The organism is Pseudomonas sp. PA27(2017), assembly GCF_001945445.1.
Classification (GTDB): domain Bacteria; phylum Pseudomonadota; class Gammaproteobacteria; order Pseudomonadales; family Pseudomonadaceae; genus Aquipseudomonas.
This window is the reverse complement of sequence record NZ_MSXW01000026.1, coordinates 267477-289314: the sequence shown is the minus strand read 5'-3', so window position 1 is coordinate 289314 and position 21838 is coordinate 267477. Positions and strand designations below refer to the sequence as shown.

The following is a 21838-nucleotide window of genomic DNA, read 5'->3' as shown; positions in this document are numbered from 1 at the left end:
TTTGATGGGCGGGCCAATTTCCCCGACTTTTCCCGTCAACAGGCCATTTATGGTGATCTTTCTTCAGCTCGCCTGGCGATGAAAATTACTCAAAAAATTGTATTTTAAAATGACATTCCATTCTGATAGATTTTGCTGACTGGCCCGAAACATCAATAAAAAACACAGGTCATCCCATGGCGCTTATCTACAGCCCTCATCATGCCCCGCCCCGATTCGATGGGCCGCGCAAGCCGCGGCGCCGCTCGCATTGATCTGTTTCGTTCCGCACCAATAAAAACAAAGAGGAATCCTCCATGAACACGTTCAAGTTCTGCGCGCGTGCCGCGCTCGTCTCACTCGCCTTGTTCACCGCGAATGCCCATGCTGCCTGGCCGCAGGATCGGCCAATCGAGTTTCTGGTCGCCTACGCACCGGGCGGCAGCACCGATGTGATGGCCCGTGCCATGCAACCGTTTCTGGAAAAGCGTCTGGATGCCAAGATCGTCATCGTCAACCGCCCCGGCGCGGCGGGCGAGATCGCCTACACCGCGCTGAGCAAGGCCAAGCCGGACGGCTACACCTTCGCGTTCATCAATACTCCAGGCTTCGTCAGCACCCGGGTGCAACGCAAGGTCGGCTACGAGGAAACCGCCATTCGCCCGGTGGCGCGGATCGTCGACGACCCCACCGTGCTGGCGGTGCCCAACGAATCGACCTACAAGAGCCTCGATGACTTCGTCCAGGCCGCCAAGGCCGCGCCTGGAAAGCTCTCGGTAGGCACCTCCGGTGTCGGCACCGATGATCATTTGATGATGGTGCAGCTCGAACAGTTGACGGGCATCACCCTCACCCATGTGCCCTTCGCCGGCGCGTCCGAATCGGCCACCGCGCTGATGGGCGGGCACATCAGCTCTGCCGGGCAGAACATCAGCGAGCTGAGCGACGACAGCAAGTACCGCGTGCTGGCGCAGTTCTCCAGTGAGCGCATGCCTCAGGAACCGGAGCTGCCGACGGCTAAAGAGCAGGGCGTGGATCTGGTAATGACCTCTGAACGAGGCATCGCCGCACCCGCCAAGGTGCCGAACGACATCGAAAAGCGCATGGCCGACGCCGTGAAGGCCGTGCTGGAAGACCCTGCATTTCTCAAGAAGGCCAAGGATCTGTCGCTGCCCATCGCCTACCTCTCCGGTGAAGACTGGCAGAAGGGCCTGGATGAGCAGAAGACCCGCTATCAGGCGCTGTGGGACAAGTCGCCATGGGTGAAGTAACCATTCGCGGCAGCCGGCCAGATCTTCTGGCCAGCGCCATCTTCATCGGTCTGGGCGTTCTGGTGTTGTGGTCGACTCGCGACCTTACCGCCGGCAGCGCCGCGATGATGGGGCCGGGCTACATGCCCAGGATGATCGGCTTGCTGACCGTCATCCTTGGGCTCGTCGTCGGCCTGATCGGACTGTTCAAAGGTGGCGAGCCGATCGGCACCGTTCAGTTACGGCCCCTGGTGATTCTGCTGGCCTCCGTCGCAGGTTTCGCGCTGGCCGCCGAGTCGGCGGGCTTCATCATCGCGGCAGCCGGCCTGATCATCTTCGGCAGCATGGCCGACCGCGAGTGGCGGATGCGTGAGGTGCTGATCTCAAGCACCCTGCTGACGCTCTTCGGCCTCGTCGTCTTCATCTATGGACTGGACGTCCAAATGCCAGTGGGGCCTTTCTGATGGAGTTTCTCGATCTCCTGTATCTAGGCTTTTCCGAAGCCCTGAGTCCGACCAACCTGGCGTTCTGTCTGATCGGTGCCCTGTTGGGTACGCTGATTGGCGTGCTGCCTGGCATTGGCCCGACCGCCACGGTAGCGATCCTGCTGCCGATCACCTACTTCCTGCCCCCGCTGGCTGCGTTGATCATGCTCGCCGGCATTTTTTACGGCGCCCAGTACGGCGGTTCGACCACGGCGATCCTGGTCAACCTGCCGGGGGAAGCCTCGGCGGTGGTGACTGCGCTCGATGGTCATGCCATGGCCAAGAAGGGCAGGGCGGGAGCTGCCCTGGCAACGGCGGCGTTGGCATCGTTCTTCGCCGGCACCGTTGCCACGGTGGCGCTCGCGGTTGCGGGGCCGGTGCTGTCGAAGTTCGCGTTATCCTTCGGGCCGGCTGAATATGTGGCGTTGACGGTATTCGGGTTGCTGGCGGCGACCATCCTGGCCAGTGGTTCGGTGATCAAGGCCGTGGCCATGGTGTGCCTGGGCCTGCTACTGGGGATGGTCGGCATGGACGTCAGCAGCGGTACCACGCGTCTGACCTTCGGTTCGACCGACCTGTACGACGGTATCGACTTCGTGGTCATTGCCGTTGGCCTGTTCGGTATCGCCGAGATTGCCGTCAACCTGGAACAGCGCGAAGCCCGTGGCTCGCTGGCCGGCAAGATCACCCGCCTGTGGCCGACCCGCGAAGACTTTCGCAGAGCCTGGCCGGCAACCCTGCGCGGCACGGCGCTGGGCACCTTCCTGGGCGTATTGCCGGGCGGTGGCGCGACCCTGAGTGCGTTCAGTGCCTACTCGCTGGAGAAAAAGGTTTCCAAGACTCCGGAAAAATTCGGCACCGGCCTGGTGGAAGGCGTCGCCGCGCCAGAGGCGGCCAACAATGCCGGGGCGCAGTCGTCGTTCATCCCATTGTTGACGCTAGGCATTCCGTCCAACTCGATCATGGCGATGATGTTGGGTGCCATGATGATCCACGGCATCACTCCAGGGCCTTCGGTGATCAACCATCAGCCGGCGCTGTTCTGGGGACTGATCGCCAGCATGTGGATCGGCAACGTGATGCTGCTGGTGATCAACCTGCCACTGATCGGCCTGTGGGTGCGTTTGCTCAAGGTGCCTTACCGGCTGCTGTTCCCGGCGATCCTGCTGTTCTGCTGTGTGGGCGTTTACAGCGTCAACAACCGCGGCTTCGACGTGGCGCTGGTGATCATCTTCGGCCTGCTCGGTTACCTGTTCCGCAAGGCCAAATGCGAGCCCGGCCCGTTGCTGCTCGGTTTCGTGCTGGGGCCACTGCTGGAAACCAACCTGCGCCGCGCGCTGCTGATTTCCCAGGGTGACCCTGCGGTGCTGATCGAACGCCCGATCAGCGCGGTGCTGTTCGCGGCATCGGCGATCCTGCTGGTCATGATGGTCTTGCCGGCATTTCGCAAGAAGCGAGAGGAAGCCTTCCAGGAGGAAGAGGCCTGAGATCAGTCGCTGTGAGTCCAGCCGCGAGTCTTTTCATTGAGCTTGCCGCTGCGTTGTCTCATGGCTAGGCACGATCGCTGCCTGGCGCATGAGGTGCGGCGGTGACCCTCCTCCTGCCGGTATAGGCGGCCTCAAGCCCCCACAGCCTTCATGCCCGGCCAGATCACCGCCTGGGCGACGATCACGTCCTTGCCGTTGAAGGTGAGGGCCGGAGCGCCGTGAATTTGGTAACCCATCTCCAGGGCGGCACTGACCCGCCGGCAGAAATTGGCGTCGTCGGGGCCGGTCAATACGCGGTAGATGGGCAGGTCGTCTGGCGGGCGGGGCATGGGCTCGGTTCCTGGAGGCGCTTGGGCATGCGTTTATGAGCGTCGGGCCGGGCGCCGTCAAGCGCTTGCGACGCAAGGGCTTTCAGTCCGCCAGCTGTTGCCGAGGACTGGCCGATTTGCGGTGCTGATTCGATCCTCAACCACACTCGCCACCATTGGCCACACCATGGAGCAACCACTGCCGGAACACCCCTAGCGCCGGCAGCACGGCATTGCGTTTGGGGTAGGCGAGGAAATAGGTGCGGCCACTGGCAACCGGCGTGCCGGTGGTGCGCAGTTGGCCCTGGCGCAGCTCTTCCTCGACCAGCACTTGAGGTACCAGGCCGACGCCGATACCGGCACGTACAGCCTGGATCAGGTGCGAGGTCAGCTCGAAGTTGGGGCCGTCTTGCAGTTGCGCGCTGTTCACCCCATGCCGTGCGAACCAGGTCGACCACATCGGCGGGTGGCTGGCGACCTGCAGCAGCAACTGCCTGGCAGCCAGCTCGGGCGTCAGCGGCTCGCCGGCCGCGAGAATCGCCGGGCTGGCGATCAGCACCATGGATTCCTCGAGCAGCGGGTGGGCCATCAGTTCCGGCCAGGCGCCGTCACCCACGCAGATTGCAGCGTCGAGCTGACCGTCGCTGAAATCAGCCTGGATGCGCGAATGGATGTGCACCTGCACGCCCGGGTTGGCGGCGTAGAACTCGTGCAGCCGCGGCAGCAGCCATGTCGAGCCGAAGGTGGGCAGCAGTGCCAGGCGCAGGGTACCGCTACCGGAGCCGTAGTCGATGGCCTGCAGCGTCGCGTTGCGAATGCGCGCCAGGGCGTCGGACAGGGTGTCGGCGTACAGCCGGCCCACGTCGGTGAGCACCACGTTGCGGCCTTCGCGCTGGAACAGGGTGATGCCCAGGAAGGCTTCCAGCGCCTGCACCTGGCGGCTTACCGCGCTCTGGGTCAGCGACAGTTCGGCGGCGGCGCGGGTATAGCTCTGGTGGCGCGCTGCCGACTCGAAGGCCAGCAGCAGGGACATCGAGGGCGTCAGTCTGCGCAGATTCATTCATAAAACTCATGGGTTGCCACGGCAAATACCCTTGTAGCACAGGCGCAGGCTGCCGAAAATGCTGCCATTACCTGAACTGTCTGATGCAATCGCCCGTTAGAGGCGTGTAGCTCAATGGGAGATAACCGATGATCGCCAGCCTGAGTGCTCCACAACCGACCCAGGCCCTTTACCTGGCCTTTCTCGACGCGCTCGGCGCCGCCGGCTTTCGCGGCGAGATCGCCCGTGACCACGCCAGCCGCACGGTGCTGGCGACCGACAACTCCATCTACCAGCGCCAGCCTCAGGCGGCGGTGTTCCCCCTCGATGAGGACGACGTGCAAGTGCTGGCGCGGGTGGTCAGCGAGCCTGCGCACCGCAGCGTCAAGCTGACGCCACGCGGCGGCGGCACCGGCACCAATGGCCAGTCGCTCACCGACGGCGTGGTGGTCGACCTGTCGCGGCACATGAACCGCATCCTGGAGATCAATGCCGAGGAGCGTTGGGTGCGGGTACAGGCCGGGGTGGTCAAGGACCAGCTCAACGCCGCGCTCAAGCCCCACGGCCTGTTTTTCGCCCCGGAGCTGTCGACCTCCAATCGCGCGACCATCGGCGGCATGATCAACACCGACGCCAGCGGCCAGGGCAGCTGCACCTACGGCAAGACCCGCGACCACGTGCTGGAGCTGACCACCATCCTGCTCGGCGGCGAGCGCCTGCACAGCCACCCGGTGAGCGAGTCGACCCTCAGCGAACAACTGGCCCGCAGCGACCGCACCGGCCAGGTTTACCAGTGCGCCGAGCAGATCCAGCGCGAGAAGGCGGCGCTGATCGAGGCGACCTTTCCAAAGCTCAACCGCTGCCTGACCGGCTACGACCTAGCGCACCTGCGCGAGGCGGACGGGCGCTTCAACCTCAACAGCGTGCTGTGCGGCTCCGAGGGCTCCCTGGGTTTCATCGTCGACGCGCGCCTCAACGTGCTGCCGATTCCCCAGTACTCGGTGCTGGTCAACGTGCGTTACGCCGGCTTCATGGACGCGCTGCGCGATGCGCGCAACCTGATCACCCTGCAGCCGCTGTCCATCGAGACCGTGGATTCCAAGGTGCTGCTGCTGGCGATGAACGACATCGTCTGGCACGGCGTCGCCGAGTACTTCCCCGAAGACCCCCAGCGGCCGACCCTGGGCATCAACCTGGTGGAATTCAGCGGCGACGACCCCGATGAGGTCAATGGCCGCGTCGAGCGTTTCATCCAGCACATCCAGCAGGACACCAGCGTAGTGCGCCTCGGCCACACCCTGGCCAGCGGGCGGGCGGCGGTGTCGCGGGTCTATGCGATGCGCAAGCGCGCGGTGGGCTTGCTCGGCAACGTCGACGGCGAGGTGCGACCCCAGCCATTCGTCGAGGACACGGCGGTGCCGCCGGAAAACCTCGCTGACTTCATCGCCGAATTCCGCGCGCTGCTCGACGGCCACGGCCTGACCTACGGCATGTTCGGCCACGTCGACGCCGGCGTGCTGCACGTGCGCCCGGCGCTGGACATGAAGGATCCGAAGCAGGCCGCGGCCATCCGTCCGATCTCCGATGCGGTAGCGGCCCTGACCCAGCGCTACGGCGGTCTGCTGTGGGGCGAGCACGGCAAGGGCGTGCGCTCGGAATACGCGCCGGCGTTCTTTGGTGAGCTGTATCCCTCGCTGCAGGCACTCAAGGCCGCGTTCGACCCCTACAACCAGCTGAACCCCGGCAAGATCGCCACCCCCCTGGGCAGTGACGAGGCGCTGCTGAAGATCGACGGAGTGACCCTGCGCGGCGACCTCGACCGGCAGATCGACGAGCGTGTGTGGCAGAGCTACGGCACCGCGGTGCACTGCAATGGCAACGGCGCCTGCTACAACTTCGACCCGGACGACGCCATGTGCCCGTCCTGGAAGGCCACGCGCCAGCGTGTGCATTCGCCCAAGGGCCGTGCCTCGCTGGTGCGCGAGTGGCTGCGCCTGCAGGGCCAGGCCGGCGTGGACGTGCTGGCGCCGATCGCCAGCGGTCCGCTGGACTTCCTGCGCAGCCTGCCGAGTCGCTGGCGCCATTCCCGCGCAGGCGATGACGACTTTTCCCACGAGGTCTACGAGGCGATGGCCGGCTGCCTGGCGTGCAAGTCCTGCGCAGGGCAGTGCCCGGTGAAGGTCAACGTGCCGGAGTTTCGCTCGCGCTTCCTGGAGCGCTACCACCAGCGTTACCTGCGCCCGCTGCGCGACTACCTGATCGGCTCGCTGGAATTCAGCCTGCCGTTGTTCGCCCGCATGCCGCGGCTGTACAACGGGGTGATGGGTTCGCCGCTGGTGACGCGCCTGCTGGCCGAGCGCATCGGCATGGTTGACAGCCCGCTGCTCAGCGATTTCGACTTCAAGGCCTTGGTGGCGCGCCATCGCCTGACGATCGCCACGCCAGCCGAACTGGCGCACCTGAGCGCGGCGCAGCGGGGCAAGAGCCTGATTCTGGTGCAGGACGCCTTTACCCGCTATTTCGAGACGCCGGTGTTCGCCGCCTTCATCGAACTGGCCAGCCGCCTTGGCTATCGCGTGTGGCTGGCGCCGTTCATGGCCAACGGCAAGCCGCTGCACGTGCAGGGCTTTCTGCCGGCCTTCGAGCGCACCGCACGGCGCACCGCGAAAGGCCTGCAGGCGCTGGCCGGTTTCGACATCCCGCTGGTGGGGCTGGACCCGGCGATGACCCTGGTTTACCGCCAGGAGTACCGCAAGATCGCCGGCCTCGAATGCCCGGACGTGCTGCTGCCCCAGGAATGGCTGCTCAAGGCCCTCGACGGCCAGCCCAAGCCGCCGGCCAAGAGCGTGGCGTTCCGGCTGCTGGGCCATTGCACCGAGAAGACCAACGCGGCGCCCAGTGCGGCGATGTGGGTGAAGGTGTTCGAGCAGGCCGGGCTGCAGGTGTCGGCCGAGGCCACCGGTTGCTGTGGCATGTCCGGCACCTACGGGCACGAGGCACGCAACCTGGAAACCTCACGGACGATCTTCGCCCAGTCCTGGGAGCTGGCGCTGGATTCCGGCGCCCCCGCCGAGCCCCTGGCGACCGGTTATTCATGCCGCAGCCAGGTGGCGCGCCTGAAGAGCGCCACGTTGCGCCATCCGATTCAGGCGTTGCTGGAGCATTTGCAATAACGGGCTGGTTGGTGATGCTTCCTGCCGCGAGGTAGGACAGGGAGCACCGCGGCAGGCCTGGGATTTTTGCGGGCACGGACCAGGCGTCCCCGCCGCTCCCGAAGGGAGGGCGGGCCTGTTCATAATCCTTAAGCCCAGGTGGCGGTTAAGTGGCGGGAGCGGCTGTTATCCGATCCACTGTAGGAGCCGCGACCTCGCGGCGAATCGCTCAGGCACCGCCGAAATAGGCAGTCAGGCTGCAATCGTTTCGCCCCGAGGTCGGGGCTCCCACAGGTTGGTTTGAGTGTCTGCTCCTGCCTTGCAGCAGCCTCACCAGCGCCGCCTGAAAAGACCGTGAACAGCTTCTAAAGGATCACCCGCAGGCACTGGCCAGCGTGGTACAGCGAGAAGCCGGCTTCGTAGTAGCAGGCGCGCAGCCCGGCGGTACGTAGCGCTTTCATCCGCGACAGGGGAATGGGCAGCACGCTGGTGTCGCTCTTGAGCAGGTAGTCGGCCAGGGCGTGGCCCAACACGGTGCCGGTGGTATTGCCGCGGCCGTTGTAGCCGGTCACCGCGACCACGCCAGGCGCCGGCTCGAACAGCTTCATCAGGTGATCCGGGGTAAAGTCGATGCAACCGGTCCAGTGCATTTCCCAGTCGAGCTTGCCGAGCTGCGGGAAGTAATGGCCCTGGATGCGGTCCGCCCAGCTGCGCACGAACCAGTCCGGCTTGTTGCTCGACTTGCCCATGCTGCCCAGCAGCAGGCGGCCCTGATCATCACGGCGAATGCTGCTGAGCACCGTGCGGGTATCCCACGAGCCCTGGCCGTGGGGCAAGACGGCGTCGGCCGCCGCGCCGCTCAACGGTTTCGAGGCGACCTGGTAGTAATAGCCGCGGAAGAAGTTGCGCTGCACCTCGGTCCAGTCGCCCTCGGTGTAGGCGCCGGTGGAAATCACGATCTTCTCGGCCGTGACCGTGCCCAGGGCGGTGCGCACCAGCCAGCCATCGGCCTGCTTGTGCAGTTCGGTGACCGGCGATTGCTGATGCAGGGTACCGCCCAGGCGCAGCACGGCAGCGGCGAGGCCTTTGGTGTAGCCCATGGGGTTGATGGTGCCGGCGCGGCGATCCAGCAGGGCGCCGGTGATCTTGTCGGTACCGCAATGCTCCACACAGGTCGCGCCGGTCAGCAGCTCGACATCCGCGCCACGGCGGCGCCACTGCGATTCGCGGGCCTTGAGATCTTCCAGGCCGGCGGCGTTGTGGGCCATGTGCAGGGTGCCCTGATGGCGCGCCTGGCAGTCGATCTGGTAGCGCTCGATGGCTTCGAACACCTTGGCCGGCGCATCGCCCAGCACCGCGTTGAGGCGGCCGCCGACCTTTTCGCCCAGTGTGGCTTCCACGTCGTCGGGCTTGATCCAGGTGCCGGCGTTGACCAGCCCGACGTTACGCCCCGAACCGCCATGGCCGACCTCGACGGCCTCCAGCACGCACACGCGCTTGCCCGCCTCGAGCAGTTGCAGCGCCGCCGACAGCCCGGTGATCCCGCCGCCAATCACGCAGACATCGGCCTTCACCTCGCCAACCAGGGCGCCGGCGTCAATCGGCGCCGGCGTCGCCACTTCCCACAGACACTGTTGCTGGAAGCCACTCATCACGCTTTCTCTCCAGATATCGGTGGCGGGGGCGACACCGGTTTGCCATGCGGCTCCGTGTGTTGGCTGGAACCTATCCATAAACCGATCAGGTTGGTTTATCGCAATTACGGGTTGACGCGAGTCCTGTGGGAGCGGGCCATGCCCGAGATTTCGCTCGCATAAATAGGCGTCCCAGCCCACTCCCACTGTGTCGATGTAATGCTCGCAATCAGTCGAACACGATGCCCTGGGCCAGCGGCAGTTCGCGGGAGTAGTTGACGGTGTTGGTCTGGCGGCGCATGTAGGCCTTCCAGGCATCGGAGCCGGACTCGCGACCGCCACCGGTTTCCTTTTCGCCGCCAAAGGCGCCGCCGATCTCCGCACCGCTGGTGCCGATGTTGACGTTGGCGATGCCGCAGTCGCTGCCGGCCGCGCCCTGGAAGGCTTCGGCCTCGCGCACGTCGGTGGTGAAGATGCACGAGGACAGGCCCTGGGGCACTTCGTTGTTCAGGCGCAGCGCCTCTTCGAAGTCGTCGTAGGCGAGCACATAGAGGATCGGCGCGAAGGTTTCATGACGCACCACCGCGCTCTGGCCCGGCATCTCGACGATGGCGGGGCTCACGTAGTAACCGTAGGGGAAGCTGTCGGCCAACTGGCGCTCGCCACCGAACACCTGGCCGCCTTCGTCGCGGGCCTTGGTCAGGGCGTCCTGCATGGCGCTGAACGCCTGCTTGTCGATCAGCGGGCCGATCAGGTTGCCCTGGCGCGGGTCGCCGATGCGTACCTTGGCGTAGGCGGCTTTGACGCGGGCGACCACCTCGTCCTTGATCGAACGATGGACGATCAGGCGGCGCAGGGTGGTGCAGCGTTGCCCGGCGGTGCCGACGGCGCTGAACAGGATGCCGCGCACCGCCAGGTCGAGATCGGCGCTGGGGGTGAGGATCATGGCGTTGTTGCCGCCCAGTTCCAGGATGCTGCGGCCGAAGCGGGCGGCCACTCGGGGCCCGACTTCACGGCCCATGCGAGTGCTGCCGGTGGCGCTGATCAGCGGCACGCGGGGGTCGTCGACCAGCACTTCGCCGGCTTCGCGGTCGCCGATCACCAGTTGCGCCAGGCCTTGCGGGGCGTCGTTGCCGAAGCGCTCGAGAGCCTTGTCGAGCAGCGCCTGGGAGGCGAGGGCGGTCAGCGGGGTCTTTTCCGACGGCTTCCAGATCACTGCGTTGCCGGCGACCAGGGCCAGGGTGGTGTTCCAGGCCCACACGGCGACCGGGAAGTTGAAGGCGCTGATCACGCCGACCACGCCCAGCGGGTGCCAGGTTTCACGCATGTGGTGGCCCGGGCGCTCGGAGGCGATGGTCAGGCCGTAGAGCTGGCGCGACAGGCCGACGGCGAAGTCGCAGATGTCGATCATTTCCTGCACTTCGCCCAGGCCTTCCTGAGTGATCTTGCCGGCTTCGATGGACACCAGCTCGCCGAGATCGGCCTTGTGCTCACGCAGCACCTCGCCGAACAGACGCACCAGCTCGCCACGGCGCGGCGCCGGCACCTTGCGCCAGGCCAGAAAGGCGTCGTGGCCGGCGGTGATCTTGGCGCGCACGGCGTCGGCGCCCTCAAGGGTCAGGCTGCCGATCTGGCTGCCGTCGATCGGGGTGTAAACCGCGTGACTGCCGTTCTGGTAGGCGTTGGCGCTGACACCGAGACGTTCGAGTAGCGAGTTGACCATGGCGATCTCCTGAGTCGTGAAGTTGAAATCCGGGATGAGGATCAGTATTAATCCCGAATCTGCGCTCAACAAACGACGTTTACGCACCATATCATTCCGTCATGGAATCAAGTCGCCCCGTCTGACCTCGAGAAACCCATGTCCAAACGCCTGCTGCCAACCATGACCGCCCTGCAATGTTTCGAGGCCGCAGCCAGGCACCTGAGCTTCACCCGCGCCGCCCAGGAATTGCACCTGACCCAGAGCGCGGTGAGCAAGCAGGTGGCGCAGCTCGAGGACATGCTTCAGCACCCGCTGTTCCATCGCGTGCGCCGCCGCCTGCAACTGGCGCCGGCCGGCGAGCTGTACCTGGCCGAGGTGAACAAGATCCTCACCCAGGTGGATATCTCCAGTCGCTACATCCTCTCCTACGGCGGCGAAACAGAGGTGCTCAAAGTGGCCACCCAGCCGACCTTCGGCGCGCGCTGGCTGGTGCCCAACCTCAAGGGTTTCTCGAAGCGCCACCCGACTATCCACCTGGACATCAAGAACGAGCTCGAACCCTTCGACCTGGTGCAGGCCAAGGCTGACGTGGCGTTCTTCTACGGCACCGGCTCCTGGCCGGGCGCTATCTGCATCGAGCTGTTCGGCGAGGATGTGATCCCGGTGTGCGCACCGGACATCCTGCCCAATGAGCCGCTGTTCGATGCCGGCGACCTCACCAGCCTGGTGCTGCTGCAATGCACCTCGCGCCCCGGCGCCTGGCACGAGTGGTTCGAAGAGCAGGGCATCAGCACCGAGAACAGCTACCACGGGCCGCGCTTCGACACCTTCTACATGTGCATCCGTGCCGCCGAGTCGGGCTGCGGCGTGGCCCTGGTGCCGCGCTTTCTGGTGCTGGACGAGCTGCAGGAAGGCAAGCTGGTGATCCCCTGGCAGCACTACAAGCCCAGTCAGGGCGCCCACTTCATCGCCTTCGCCGAGCAGTCCGCCGAGGTGCCCAAGGTCAGGGCGCTGATCGACTGGATTGTGGAAAAGGCCAGGGCCGGGGCCGGCGGCGTTCAGCCAGTTCCTGAATTTAAGGAATGACGGCAGCACTTTATTTCGCTTGTGGCAGGCCCGCCTGACTCGCTTTGATAGGCGCATCGTTTCCAGGCACAGCTGCCTGTCATCGCGCCGCGGTGATGGTGGCCCAGGTAGGTAATCCATGAGTGCTTCGCCCATCAGCTCGTCCCTTTCCGTGGTGCATCCCATCACTCTGTCCCATGGCCTGAACGCCCAGGTATGGGATACCGAGGGCAAGTCGTACATCGACTTCGTCGGCGGCATCGGCGTGCTCAACCTCGGCCACTGCAACCCGCAGGTGGTCAGCGCGATCACCGAGCAGGCCGGGCGGTTGACCCATTCGACCTTCAACGCCGTGCCGCACCAGGGCTATCGCCAGCTGATGGACGCCCTAGCGGCCTTCGTGCCGGTCAGCTATCCGCTGGCGGGCATGCTCACCAACAGCGGCGCCGAGGCCGCCGAGAATGCCCTGAAGGTGGTGCGCGCGGCGACCGGCCGTAGCGTGGTGATCGCCTTCGACGGCGGCTTCCACGGTCGTACCCTGGCCACCCTCAACCTCAACGGCAAGGTGGCGCCGTACAAGCAGAAAGTCGGCGTGCTGCCGGGGCCCGTCTATCACGTGCCGTACCCGAGCGCGGATACCGGCGTGACCGCGGACGAAGCCTTCAAGGCCATCGAGCGGCTGTTCAGCGTCGAGGTGGACGTCAACGATGTCGCCTGCTTCATCATCGAACCGGTGCAGGGCGAGGGCGGCTTTCTGGCCCTCGACCCGGACTTCGCCAAGCGCCTGCGTCGCTGGTGCGACGAGCACAGCGTGCTGCTGATGCTCGATGAAATCCAGTCCGGCTTCGGCCGTACCGGCCAGCGCTTCGCCTTCACCCGCCTGGGCATCGAGCCCGACCTGCTGCTGCTCGGCAAGAGCATCGCCGGCGGCCTGCCGCTGGGCGCCGTGGTTGGCCGCCCCGAGCTGATGGGTGCGCTGCCCAAGGGCGGGCTGGGCGGCACCTACTCGGGCAACCCCATCGCCTGTGCGGCGGCCCTGGCCAGCCTGCGGCAGATGACCGACGCCAACCTGGCCACCTGGGGCGAGGCCCAGGAACAGGCGCTGCTGCGCCGCTACGAGCAGTGGCGCGCCAAGGGCCTGTCGCCTTATCTGGGCCGGCTAACCGGGGTTGGCGCGATGCGCGGTATCGAGCTGGTCACCCGTGACGGTCAGCCCGGCACCACGCAACTGGCCGAACTGCTGGAGGCGGCGCGGGCCAAGGGGCTGTTGCTGATGCCCAGCGGCAAGAACCGCCATATCGTGCGCCTGCTGGCACCGCTGACCATCGAGCCGGCGCTGTTCGAGCAGGGCCTGGATATCATCGAACATTGCCTGGCCAACCTCGGCTGAGCGTATTCGCCAACTTTCAGGCCGGCGAGTAACGCCACGGCCAACCGACAAGTGCGACAGGAGATTCGCCCGCTATGAACACTTCAGGATTCGTCGATCCCTCGCAAATCCGTGCGCAGTTTTCCAGCGCCATGTCCGCCATGTACCGCGCCGAAGTGCCGCTGTATGGCGACCTGCTAGACCTGGTGGCGGACACCAACGCCCAGGCGCTGGCGGGCTCTACAGCGCTGAAGCAGCAGCTGGAGTGGACCGGTGAAATCGAGCGTCTGGCCATGGAGCGCCACGGCGCGATTCGCGTCGGCACCGCCGAGGAACTGTCGACCATCCGCCGCCTGTTCGCGGTCATGGGCATGCAGCCGGTGGGCTACTACGACCTCAGCTCGGCCGGCGTGCCGGTGCATTCCACCGCCTTTCGGGCCGTGCACGAAACCGAGTTGCAGGTCAGCCCGTTTCGCGTGTTCACCTCGCTGCTGCGCCTGGAACTGATCGAGGACGAAGCGCTGCGTCCCCTGGCCACCGAGATTCTCGCCAAGCGCGACATCTTCACCCCGCGCGCACGGGCGCTGATCGAACAATGCGAAGCCCAGGGCGGCCTGAATGCCGCCGATGCCGAGGCGTTCGTCAAGCAAGCCCTGGAGACCTTTCGCTGGCACACCGAGGCCACCGTCAGCGCCGCCGAGTACGACAGGTTGCACGGCCAGCACCGCCTGATCGCCGACGTGGTGGCCTTCAAGGGGCCGCACATCAACCACCTGACGCCGCGCACCCTGGACATCGATGAAGTGCAGGCGGCCATGCCCCGGCGCGGCATCACGCCCAAGGCGGTGGTCGAGGGCCCGCCCCGGCGCCAGTGCCCGATCCTGCTGCGCCAGACCAGCTTCAAGGCGCTGCAGGAGGCGGTGGCCTTCGTCGGCCAGCCCGGCGCGGCGGGCAGTCATACCGCGCGCTTCGGTGAGATCGAGCAACGCGGTGCAGCGCTTACCCCTGCCGGCCGCGCGCTGTACGACCAGTTGCTGAGTGAGGCCCGCGAGGATCTGGGCGAATTCCCCAACGAGGCCAATGCCCAGCGCTATGCAGACTTGCTGGAGCAACACTTCGAAGCCTTCCCCGACAGCTACACGGCCATGCGCCGCGAAGGCCTGGCCTACTTCCGCTACTTCGTCACCGAAGCCGGCAAGGCCGCGCGCCGAGACGAAACCGCACCGCGCAGCCTGGACGCCCTGATCGAGGCCGGCCATGTGCATTTCGAGCCGCTGGTCTACGAGGATTTCTTGCCGGTGAGCGCTGCTGGCATCTTCCAGTCCAACCTCGGTGACGACGCCCAGGTCAGCTACGACGCCACCTCCAACCAGCAGGCCTTCCACGCCGCCCTCGGCGCCACGGTGCACGACGAGTTGGCACTGTACGCCGAAACCCAGCGCCGCTCGCTGGCCGAGTGCGCGCGCGAGCTGGGGTTGGAAGCGCTGGGCTGAGCGACGCCGGGCTGTGCGTTAGCGCGCCTGCTCGGGCTTCTTGCGCGCAGCCTGGTCAGCGGTCGCCAGCCCCAGCTCGCTATCGACGCTGATGCTCTGCTCGCTGACCACCGCCAGCACGGTGGTGGTCAGGGTGTAATACATCTCCCGGCTGGTCACCTGACGGCCATCGGCGTAGGTCACGCTGAAGTTGATACCGCCCTCGCCAGGCACCTTGAACGCCACGGTTTGCCCAGGTCGGATCGAGCCCAGATCGCGACTTTGATCCCGCCACTGCGCCACCACCTGCACGGCCTCGGCCGAGTCGTTGCGCACCTGAGCGGTCGGTACGGCCCAGTAAGCGATGGCAACGAACAGCGCGCTCAGCGCCGCCAGAATGACAGCCAGGACAATCGCCAGTTGTTTGAGTCTGTGTTTCATCGCAGCGCTTCTTGTGGGCTATTGGTTCGGACAGGTCGTGGTGCGATGGTACTGAACCGACCTGCACTGGGCTGATGCTCAGTTCTCAGAAGAACCGTTGTCGGCGACCTAAGGTCGGCACTACCTTTCGAGCTGGGCGCGCGTGTCGGGCCTGTGGAAAATGATCAATCGATCATCTGGATGACGGAGCGGCGCGATGAATGACCTGGAGATACGAGAGGTCAGGGTATTGCCGGACGCTATTGCGGCGTTCGAAGCCGCCGCGATATCCGAAGGCTTCAGATTTCTCACCCGCTTGTTGCTGGAGTGGGAGAACGGTTCGAATCGCTTCGACCGGCCCGGCGAATGCTTGCTGGGTGCTTGGTGTCGGGGCGAGCTTGTCGCCATCGGCGGTCTGTCCCGCGATCCCCATGGCAACGCGCAGACCGGGCGCTTGAGAAGGCTTTATGTCGCCCCTGCAGCAAGGCGGCATGGCATCGGCGAAGCGTTGGTACGGGCGCTCCTCGCTCGTGCGACGCAGCACTTTCAGAAGGTGCGTCTGTTCACTGATACCGAAGCGGGCGCCGCGTTCTATGTTCGCTGTGGCTTTCGGCCCGTGCAGAGCGACTCTGCCAGCCATGAAATTACTGAATGGTCGTGAATGCCTCTTTCAAATCACCAACGGAACACCCATGGATATCCGCGCCACGCAAAAGAATGACTGGCAGCTACTGAAACAGATCCGTCTCGCTGCCCTGCAGGATACGCCTACTGCCTTTGGCGTGAGTTACCAGACGGCGGCGGCCGACAGCGATGCGCAATGGCAGGCGCGGGCGGCGGGCGAGAGGACGCGGTTCTGGTTGGCATTCGACGGTGGCAGGCCGGTCGGCCTGGTGGGCGCGGGCTTTCGCGATCCCGCCCGCTATGAGCTGATCGCCATGTGGGTCGAGCCGGCAGCGCGGGGCAAAGGCGTGGCGGACGAGCTGGTGGCGGCGGTGAAGGCGCATGCCGTGGAGCTGGGCCTGGAGGCGCTGTTTCTCGAAGTTGCTCCCGAGAACAGGCGCGCCGTGCAGTTCTATCAGCGGCACGGTTTCGTGTTCTTGGACGAATGGGAGCCCATCGACAGCCACCCGCATATCCTGGCGCAGAGCATGCGCTGGGGCTGCAAGTAACGATTGGTGAAAGGACGAGGCACCCGGAACGGGTGCCTCGTTTATTCGATCAGCCGAAGATCAGCGTCGAGACGTAGAACAGGCCGGCGGCCAGGGCCATGGAGGTGGGCAGGGTGAGCACCCAGGCCAGCAGGATGTTGCTGATGGTGCTGCCCTGCAGGCCGCTGCGGTTGGCGACCATGGTGCCGGCCACGCCCGAGGACAACACGTGGGTGGTCGACACCGGCAGGCTGTAGACGTTGGCCAGACCGATGGCGCAGGCCGCGGTGATCTGCGCGCTCATGCCCTGGGCGTAGGTCATGCCCTGTTTACCAATCTTCTCGCCGACGGTTTTTACTACGCGCTTCCAGCCGACCATGGTGCCGATGCCCAGGGCCAGGGCCACGGCGAGGATCACCCAGAAGGGCGCGTACTCGGTGGTGGCGGTCAGGTCCTTGCGCAGCTTGTCGAGGTCGGCTTTCTCGCGCGCCGGCAGGTCCGGCAGCTTGCCGACCTTCTTGGCCGAGTCGTCGAGGCACAGCAGGTAGCGACGGATGTCGATGCGCGCTTCTTCGCTGAGGTCGCGGTAGTCGTTGACGCCATCGAGGGTGCGCAGCAGGCCGTTGATGGTCGGCTCGGTGAGCTTGGGATCGCAACGGAACTGCTTGGGCAGCTCGGTATTGGCAGCCTGGCCCAGGGCCAGGTATTCGCTGAGGGTCGGCGCGTTGCGCTGGTAGAATTCGCCCAGGTGCACGGCCGCATCGCGGGTACGGGAAATCTGGTAGGTGGTGCTGTTCAGGTCGAGCACGAACTTGGCCGGCACGATACCGATCAGCACCAGCATGATCAGCCCGATGCCTTTCTGGCCGTCGTTGGAGCCATGCACGAAGCTCACCGCCATGGCCGAAACGATCAGCACCAGGCGGTTCCAGAACGGCGGCTTGTTCTTGCCCTTGGTTTCCTTGCGCACCACCGGCGTGCTGTGCACCTTGGGCGTCGGCATCCAGTACTTGAGCGCCAGGAACAGCAGGGCGGCGACCACGAAGCCGGCCACCGGCGAGAACACCAGCGACAGGCCGATATCGATCGCCTTCTGCCAGTTCACGCCGTCACCCAGCGGGATGTCGGTGAGCAGCGCGTTGGCCAGGCCGACGCCGAGGATCGAGCCGATCAGGGTGTGCGAGCTGGACGCCGGGATGCCGAAATACCAGGTGCCCAGGTTCCAGGTGATGGCCGCAGCCAGCAGCGAGAACACCATGATCAGGCCGCGACTGGTGTTGACGTTGATCAGCAGCTCCACCGGCAGCAGGTGAACGATGGCATAGGCCACGCCGACGCCGCCCAGCAGCACGCCGAGGAAGTTGAAGATGCCGGACATGACCACCGCCAGGTTTGGCGGCATGGCCTTGGTGTAGATGACCGTGGCCACGGCGTTGGCCGTGTCGTGGAAACCGTTGATGAATTCGAAGGTGAGGACGAAGAGCAGGGCGAGTGCGAGGCTCAGCGCCAACCAGGCATCAAGCCCGCTGAATAGTTCGAACATGGAAGGTTACGTCTGGCTCGTGAGAGAGGTGGGTTTTTCCAGGCAGCGCGTGGTGTTGTTGATCGATGCGGTGCCTGGTAGCTGCCGGCCCTGGTGAAGGGCCGGGCAGCCTGCGTTGCGGTCGGCGGTCGTTGGGTGAGCGCTGAAGCGGTTTGCCATGCCTGCGATGCTCTCTACCCGTGGAATGCCAAGGCACGCCACCAGGCAATGCCCGGCAGCGTGCAGTCGGTTCGCGGGTGGCGTCTGCGAGGGCCGAACGGTGCCTGGGGTTGGCTGAATCTGCCCGTGACCAAGGTTTTTTCCGCTGCATGCCCAGGCTCGAATCACGCCACCTGAAATATCTGGACGCGATTTACCTCGAAAATCGCTCCGGACACAACTAGTGGCGCATAAAGAATCCGTATTTTTTGATCTGCGCCGGGGTGTTCCAGGCGGCCGTCCGATGGCTGGGCTGCGTCTAGATCATGCGTTTGAGCACGTTGTCGCGGCGCGCGAAGTGGTGCCAGAGCGCAGCGGCGACATGCAGGGCGATCACGTAGTAGAACGCGGTGCCGACGGTGATGTGCAGGTCCTCGATGCGGTGGGCGAGGTGCGGGTTCAGCTCGAAGGGTGAGGGCAGCATCAGCCCGCCGAGGGGAATACCGCCGCGTTCTAGAAACACCACCAGCATGCCCATCGCCGGTTGCAGCAGCAGGAAGGCGTACAGAGCAACGTGGGTGATCCTGGAGGCCAGGTGGGTCAGCGGGGCGAGCGGTGGCACGATTGCCGGTGTCGGGTTGGCGAAGCGTGCCAGCAGGCGAGGCAACACCAGGGCGAATACCGCGATGCCTACCCAGAAGTGGCCCTGCACCACGAATAGCCGCGGATCGCTGCCTCTTTCGAACCAGCTGCGGCTGGTGATCAGGATGTAGGCCAGCACCACCAGGACGGCCATCAGCCAGTGCAGCCGGCGGCTGGCGGCGCTGTAGCGGGGCGGCGTCCGAGCGGCGTCGCGATGGGGGGTGCCGGTACTGCTCATGGTGACCTCTCGGGATTACGATTGGAAAAAATCAGGATTCGTCGTGGGGCGCACAGGGCAGCACCAGGGTGGCCTGCAGGCCGCCGTCCGGGTGATTGCTCAGGGCGATGCTGCCGCCCAGGTGGCTGGCGATCATCTCCACGATGGACAGGCCCAGGCCCGCGCCGCCAGGGTTGCCGCGGCTGTAGAAGCGCTCGAACAGGCGCTCGATCTTCTGTTCGTCGATGCCCGGCCCGTGGTCACGCACGCTGAGGCAGACCTGCTGTCGCTCGTCGGTCTCCAGCCTCACCTCCACCTCGGCGCCTGCGGGCGAGAAGTTGGCGGCGTTGGTGACCAGGTTCTGCAGGGCGATTTCGACCAGTTGCGCATCGCCGTGGATCAGGTGGCGGCCGGGCTTCACCTCCAGGGCCAGCTCCAGGCCCTTGCCGAGCATCCAGGGCGTCAGCTCTACCAGGGCCTCGCGCACGGTCATTTCCAGGTCGACGGGTTGCCAGGCCTGGCGAGCGACCTGCGGCTCGACCCTGGCCAGGGTCAGCAGCTGGTTGACCACGCGGGTCAGTCGGTCGACGCCGCCAACCAGATGATTCAGGGCTTTGTCGCGTGGCTCGGCTTGCGTGGCCTGCAGGGCGTTCTGGGCATGGATGCGCAGGGTCGCCAGAGGTGTGCGCATTTCGTGGGCAGCGTCGCCGATGAAGCGTCGCTCGCGGTGCAGCAACTGCTCGATCTGCGACAACAGGCGATTGAGCGCTGCCTGCATCGGTTCCAGCTCCCTGGGCAATGGGGTGAGCTCCAAGGGTTCCAGCGAGCCGCCATGACGCTTGCGGATGATCTGCGCCATGTTCTGCAAGGGCCGCAGGCCCCAGCCGATGGCCAGCCAGATCAGCGCCGACAGCACGACGATGCCGATCAGGTTGGGAATCAGCGTGTGGCGCACGATGCGATTGACCAGGTCCTGGCGCACGTCCTCGCGCTCGCCCACCCAGATCAGCAGGCCGTGGCGGTCATCGGGCAGCAGGAATCCGTGCCAGTTGACGTCGTACAGGGTCTGGTCGGAGAAGCCAGGGGTGATCGGCGGCCGCTCGAAGCTCGGCGCGCTGGAGGAACGGATCAGACTGTGGCCCTCCTTGTCCCACACCTGAAAGGCCATCTTGCCCTCGTAGGGGTGGCCGATGCGGTGGCTGCCGGCCTGGCTCAAGGCGGCGTTGAAGGCGCGGTAGAGCGCCTGGCGCTGCTCGTCCGGCAGCTTTGCCTGAATGGCACCCTGCAGCAGCCGGGCGCTCTGGGCCAACTGGGCGTCGTAGATCTCGCCGATTTCGTGGCGGCTGTCGTGAAAGTTGTAGACGCTGATGGTCAGGGTGCCGAGCAGCAACAGGCCCAGCACCAGCACCAGGGTGCGGCGACGCAACGAGGTCATCTCAGGTCTCCACCAGATAGCCGATGCCGCGCACGGTTCTGATCAGCTCGCTGAACAGTTTCTTGCGCAAGTGGGAGATGTGCACTTCCAGGGTGTTACTTTCCGCTTCTTCGTCCCAGCCGTAGAGCAGCTGCACCAGGCGCTCGCGGGTGAACACCTTGCCCGGATGGGCGAGCAGTTCGTGGAGCAGCAGGTATTCCTTCGGCGTCAGGGGCACCGGGTTGCCGGCGTAATGCACCTGCTGGTTGGTCGGGTCGAGGGTGATGCCGGCGTGTTCGATCAACGCCCGCCCACGACCGGCGCTGCGGCGCAGCAGGGCACGGATACGCGCCTTGAGTTCGTTGAGGTCGAACGGCTTGGCCAGATAGTCGTCGGCACCGGCATCCAGGCCGGCGACGCGGTCGCGGGTTTCGTCCCGCGCGGTAAGTACCAGCACCGGCAGGTGCGAGCCGCTCTTGCGCAGCTGTTGCAGCACCCCGATGCCGCTCAGGCGCGGCAGGCCCAGGTCGAGTACCAGCAGGTCGAAGGTTTCGCTGAGCAGGGCGTGCACCGCGCTGGCGCCGTCGTGCAGCCAGTCGACGGTGTAACCCTCGGCTTGCAGGCCCGCGCGCAGGCCTTCGCCGAGCGGCAGGTCGTCCTCCACCAGAAGCAGTCGCATGGGTGTCCTCGGTCAGGTGGTGGCGATCAGTCGAGCTTGTGCTCGACTTGCTCCAGTAAAGCAGCGATCTCGCGCTGGCGACCCTTGTCGGCGAGCTCGCGACCGGGGCGTGGCGCTGCCTGGCGGGCCTTGAGCAGCGCCGCCTTGGCGTCGGCGTACTTGCCCTCGCGGGCCAGATGATCACCCCAAAAATACAGGCTGTCGATGCCGTCCGGGTTGATCAGCAGCGCCTGCCGGAGCAACTCGTCGGCCTTCTGTGTATCGCCGAAGCCGATGGGCCAGCCCGGCACCCGATCATAGAGTGCCGCCAGGCTGGTATAGGCCGAGCCCTGCAAGGCGTCGGGGTCTAGCAGCAGGGCCTTTTCCAAGTCGCTGCGCGATTGCTTGGCCTTGCCCAGCGCACCGAGGCCGCCCTGGGCTCCGGCCCAGCTGCTGGTGACGATGCCTTTCCAGATCCACGCCTCGGCGGCTTTCGGCTGGGCCTGGGTGAAGGCCTCGGCTTGCCCGGCCAGCTTCTCGAATTCAGCGACCTTGTGGTCGTCCGCGGTGGCGTACTGAATCTGCGCCCAGCGTTGCTGAATGTCTTGCAGCTGCTGGGTGCCGGCGGTGTCCAGCGCCCAGGCGCCGGTTTGCATGCCCAGGGCGGCTAGGGCCAGGGCGAGGTGAGTCAGGGTCTTTTTCATCGG

General features: G+C 65.5%; 19 protein-coding genes. 9 read left to right on the top strand and 10 right to left on the bottom strand.

The window, feature by feature from the left end; all coding sequences use genetic code 11:
• Positions 1 to 296: 296 nt before the first annotated feature.
• From BVH06_RS15080 to BVH06_RS15070, 3 genes are read left to right on the top strand one after another with little or no spacing between them, the layout of a single operon-like run.
• On the top strand, positions 297 to 1250 hold the full coding sequence (locus BVH06_RS15080) for a tripartite tricarboxylate transporter substrate binding protein (protein ID WP_075934586.1): 954 nt from the start codon (positions 297 to 299) through the stop codon (positions 1248 to 1250).
• Positions 1238 to 1693, top strand: a complete 456-nt coding sequence (locus tag BVH06_RS15075) for a tripartite tricarboxylate transporter TctB family protein (RefSeq protein WP_075930882.1) — start codon at positions 1238 to 1240, stop codon at positions 1691 to 1693. Before BVH06_RS15080 ends, BVH06_RS15075 begins: the two co-directional genes overlap by 13 nt.
• Positions 1693 to 3201: a tripartite tricarboxylate transporter permease gene (locus tag BVH06_RS15070; RefSeq protein WP_075930883.1), complete on the top strand. Its 1509-nt coding sequence runs from the start codon at positions 1693 to 1695 to the stop codon at positions 3199 to 3201. The genes BVH06_RS15075 and BVH06_RS15070 overlap by 1 nt, the downstream gene beginning before the upstream one ends.
• Positions 3202 to 3332: 131 nt before the next feature.
• Here the strand turns inward: BVH06_RS15070 and BVH06_RS15065 are convergent, their stop codons facing one another.
• Together BVH06_RS15065 and BVH06_RS15060 are read right to left on the bottom strand one after the other, a co-directional pair.
• Positions 3333 to 3530, bottom strand: a complete 198-nt coding sequence (locus BVH06_RS15065) for a DUF1737 domain-containing protein (protein ID WP_075934585.1) — start codon at positions 3528 to 3530, stop codon at positions 3333 to 3335.
• A gap of 136 nt (positions 3531 to 3666) precedes the next feature.
• A complete protein-coding gene (locus tag BVH06_RS15060; protein WP_075934584.1) occupies positions 3667 to 4569 on the bottom strand; it encodes a LysR substrate-binding domain-containing protein in 903 nt (300 codons plus the stop codon).
• 131 nt (positions 4570 to 4700) lie between these two features.
• Between BVH06_RS15060 and BVH06_RS15055 the strand changes: the two genes are divergently transcribed.
• A complete protein-coding gene (locus BVH06_RS15055; protein ID WP_075934583.1) occupies positions 4701 to 7724 on the top strand; it encodes an FAD-binding and (Fe-S)-binding domain-containing protein in 3024 nt (1007 codons plus the stop codon).
• Between the two features lie 344 nt (positions 7725 to 8068).
• Here the strand turns inward: BVH06_RS15055 and BVH06_RS15050 are convergent, their stop codons facing one another.
• Both BVH06_RS15050 and BVH06_RS15045 read right to left on the bottom strand, forming a co-directional pair.
• Positions 8069 to 9355 carry an FAD-binding oxidoreductase gene (locus BVH06_RS15050; protein WP_075934582.1) on the bottom strand — a complete coding sequence of 429 codons (1287 nt, stop codon included), beginning with the start codon at positions 9353 to 9355 and terminating at the stop codon, positions 8069 to 8071.
• A 211-nt stretch (positions 9356 to 9566) separates the two neighbouring features.
• Positions 9567 to 11060 (bottom strand): aldehyde dehydrogenase family protein, encoded by a 1494-nt coding sequence (locus BVH06_RS15045; RefSeq protein WP_075934581.1) that lies wholly within the window; start codon positions 11058 to 11060, stop codon positions 9567 to 9569.
• A 138-nt stretch (positions 11061 to 11198) separates the two neighbouring features.
• Between BVH06_RS15045 and BVH06_RS15040 the strand changes: the two genes are divergently transcribed.
• The 3 genes from BVH06_RS15040 to BVH06_RS15030 all read left to right on the top strand — a co-directional run bounded on the left by BVH06_RS15040 (position 11199) and on the right by BVH06_RS15030 (position 14969).
• Positions 11199 to 12128 carry a LysR substrate-binding domain-containing protein gene (locus tag BVH06_RS15040; RefSeq protein WP_075934580.1) on the top strand — a complete coding sequence of 310 codons (930 nt, stop codon included), beginning with the start codon at positions 11199 to 11201 and terminating at the stop codon, positions 12126 to 12128.
• A 118-nt stretch (positions 12129 to 12246) separates the two neighbouring features.
• Complete coding sequence (locus tag BVH06_RS15035) at positions 12247 to 13497, top strand: aspartate aminotransferase family protein (RefSeq protein WP_075934579.1); 1251 nt, start codon at positions 12247 to 12249, stop codon at positions 13495 to 13497.
• Between the two features lie 74 nt (positions 13498 to 13571).
• Positions 13572 to 14969, top strand: coding sequence for a VOC family protein (locus tag BVH06_RS15030; protein WP_075934578.1), 1398 nt, complete (start codon positions 13572 to 13574; stop codon positions 14967 to 14969).
• A gap of 18 nt (positions 14970 to 14987) precedes the next feature.
• Here BVH06_RS15030 and BVH06_RS15025 read toward each other — a convergent pair whose 3' ends face one another.
• Positions 14988 to 15389: a hypothetical protein gene (locus tag BVH06_RS15025; protein ID WP_075934577.1), complete on the bottom strand. Its 402-nt coding sequence runs from the start codon at positions 15387 to 15389 to the stop codon at positions 14988 to 14990.
• A 196-nt stretch (positions 15390 to 15585) separates the two neighbouring features.
• On the opposite strand from BVH06_RS15025, the gene BVH06_RS15020 reads away from it, so the two are divergent.
• Entirely contained in the window at positions 15586 to 16029 is a 444-nt protein-coding gene (locus BVH06_RS15020) for a GNAT family N-acetyltransferase (RefSeq protein WP_075934576.1), read from the top strand.
• A gap of 31 nt (positions 16030 to 16060) precedes the next feature.
• Complete coding sequence (locus BVH06_RS15015) at positions 16061 to 16540, top strand: GNAT family N-acetyltransferase (protein WP_075934575.1); 480 nt, start codon at positions 16061 to 16063, stop codon at positions 16538 to 16540.
• A 49-nt stretch (positions 16541 to 16589) separates the two neighbouring features.
• Here the strand turns inward: BVH06_RS15015 and BVH06_RS15010 are convergent, their stop codons facing one another.
• The 5 genes from BVH06_RS15010 to BVH06_RS14990 all read right to left on the bottom strand — a co-directional run bounded on the left by BVH06_RS15010 (position 16590) and on the right by BVH06_RS14990 (position 21835).
• Positions 16590 to 18062, bottom strand: a complete 1473-nt coding sequence (locus BVH06_RS15010) for an inorganic phosphate transporter (RefSeq protein ID WP_075932637.1) — start codon at positions 18060 to 18062, stop codon at positions 16590 to 16592.
• A gap of 457 nt (positions 18063 to 18519) precedes the next feature.
• The gene (locus tag BVH06_RS15005; protein ID WP_075934574.1) at positions 18520 to 19080 is read right to left on the bottom strand and encodes a cytochrome b; all 561 of its coding nucleotides are present in this window, start codon (positions 19078 to 19080) and stop codon (positions 18520 to 18522) included.
• Between the two features lie 31 nt (positions 19081 to 19111).
• On the bottom strand, positions 19112 to 20494 hold the full coding sequence (locus tag BVH06_RS15000) for a sensor histidine kinase (protein ID WP_075934573.1): 1383 nt from the start codon (positions 20492 to 20494) through the stop codon (positions 19112 to 19114).
• Position 20495: 1 nt separating this feature from the next.
• On the bottom strand, positions 20496 to 21152 hold the full coding sequence (locus BVH06_RS14995; protein ID WP_075932640.1) for a response regulator transcription factor: 657 nt from the start codon (positions 21150 to 21152) through the stop codon (positions 20496 to 20498).
• 26 nt (positions 21153 to 21178) lie between these two features.
• Positions 21179 to 21835, bottom strand: a complete 657-nt coding sequence (locus tag BVH06_RS14990) for a hypothetical protein (RefSeq protein ID WP_075934572.1) — start codon at positions 21833 to 21835, stop codon at positions 21179 to 21181.
• Positions 21836 to 21838: the final 3 nt, after the last annotated feature.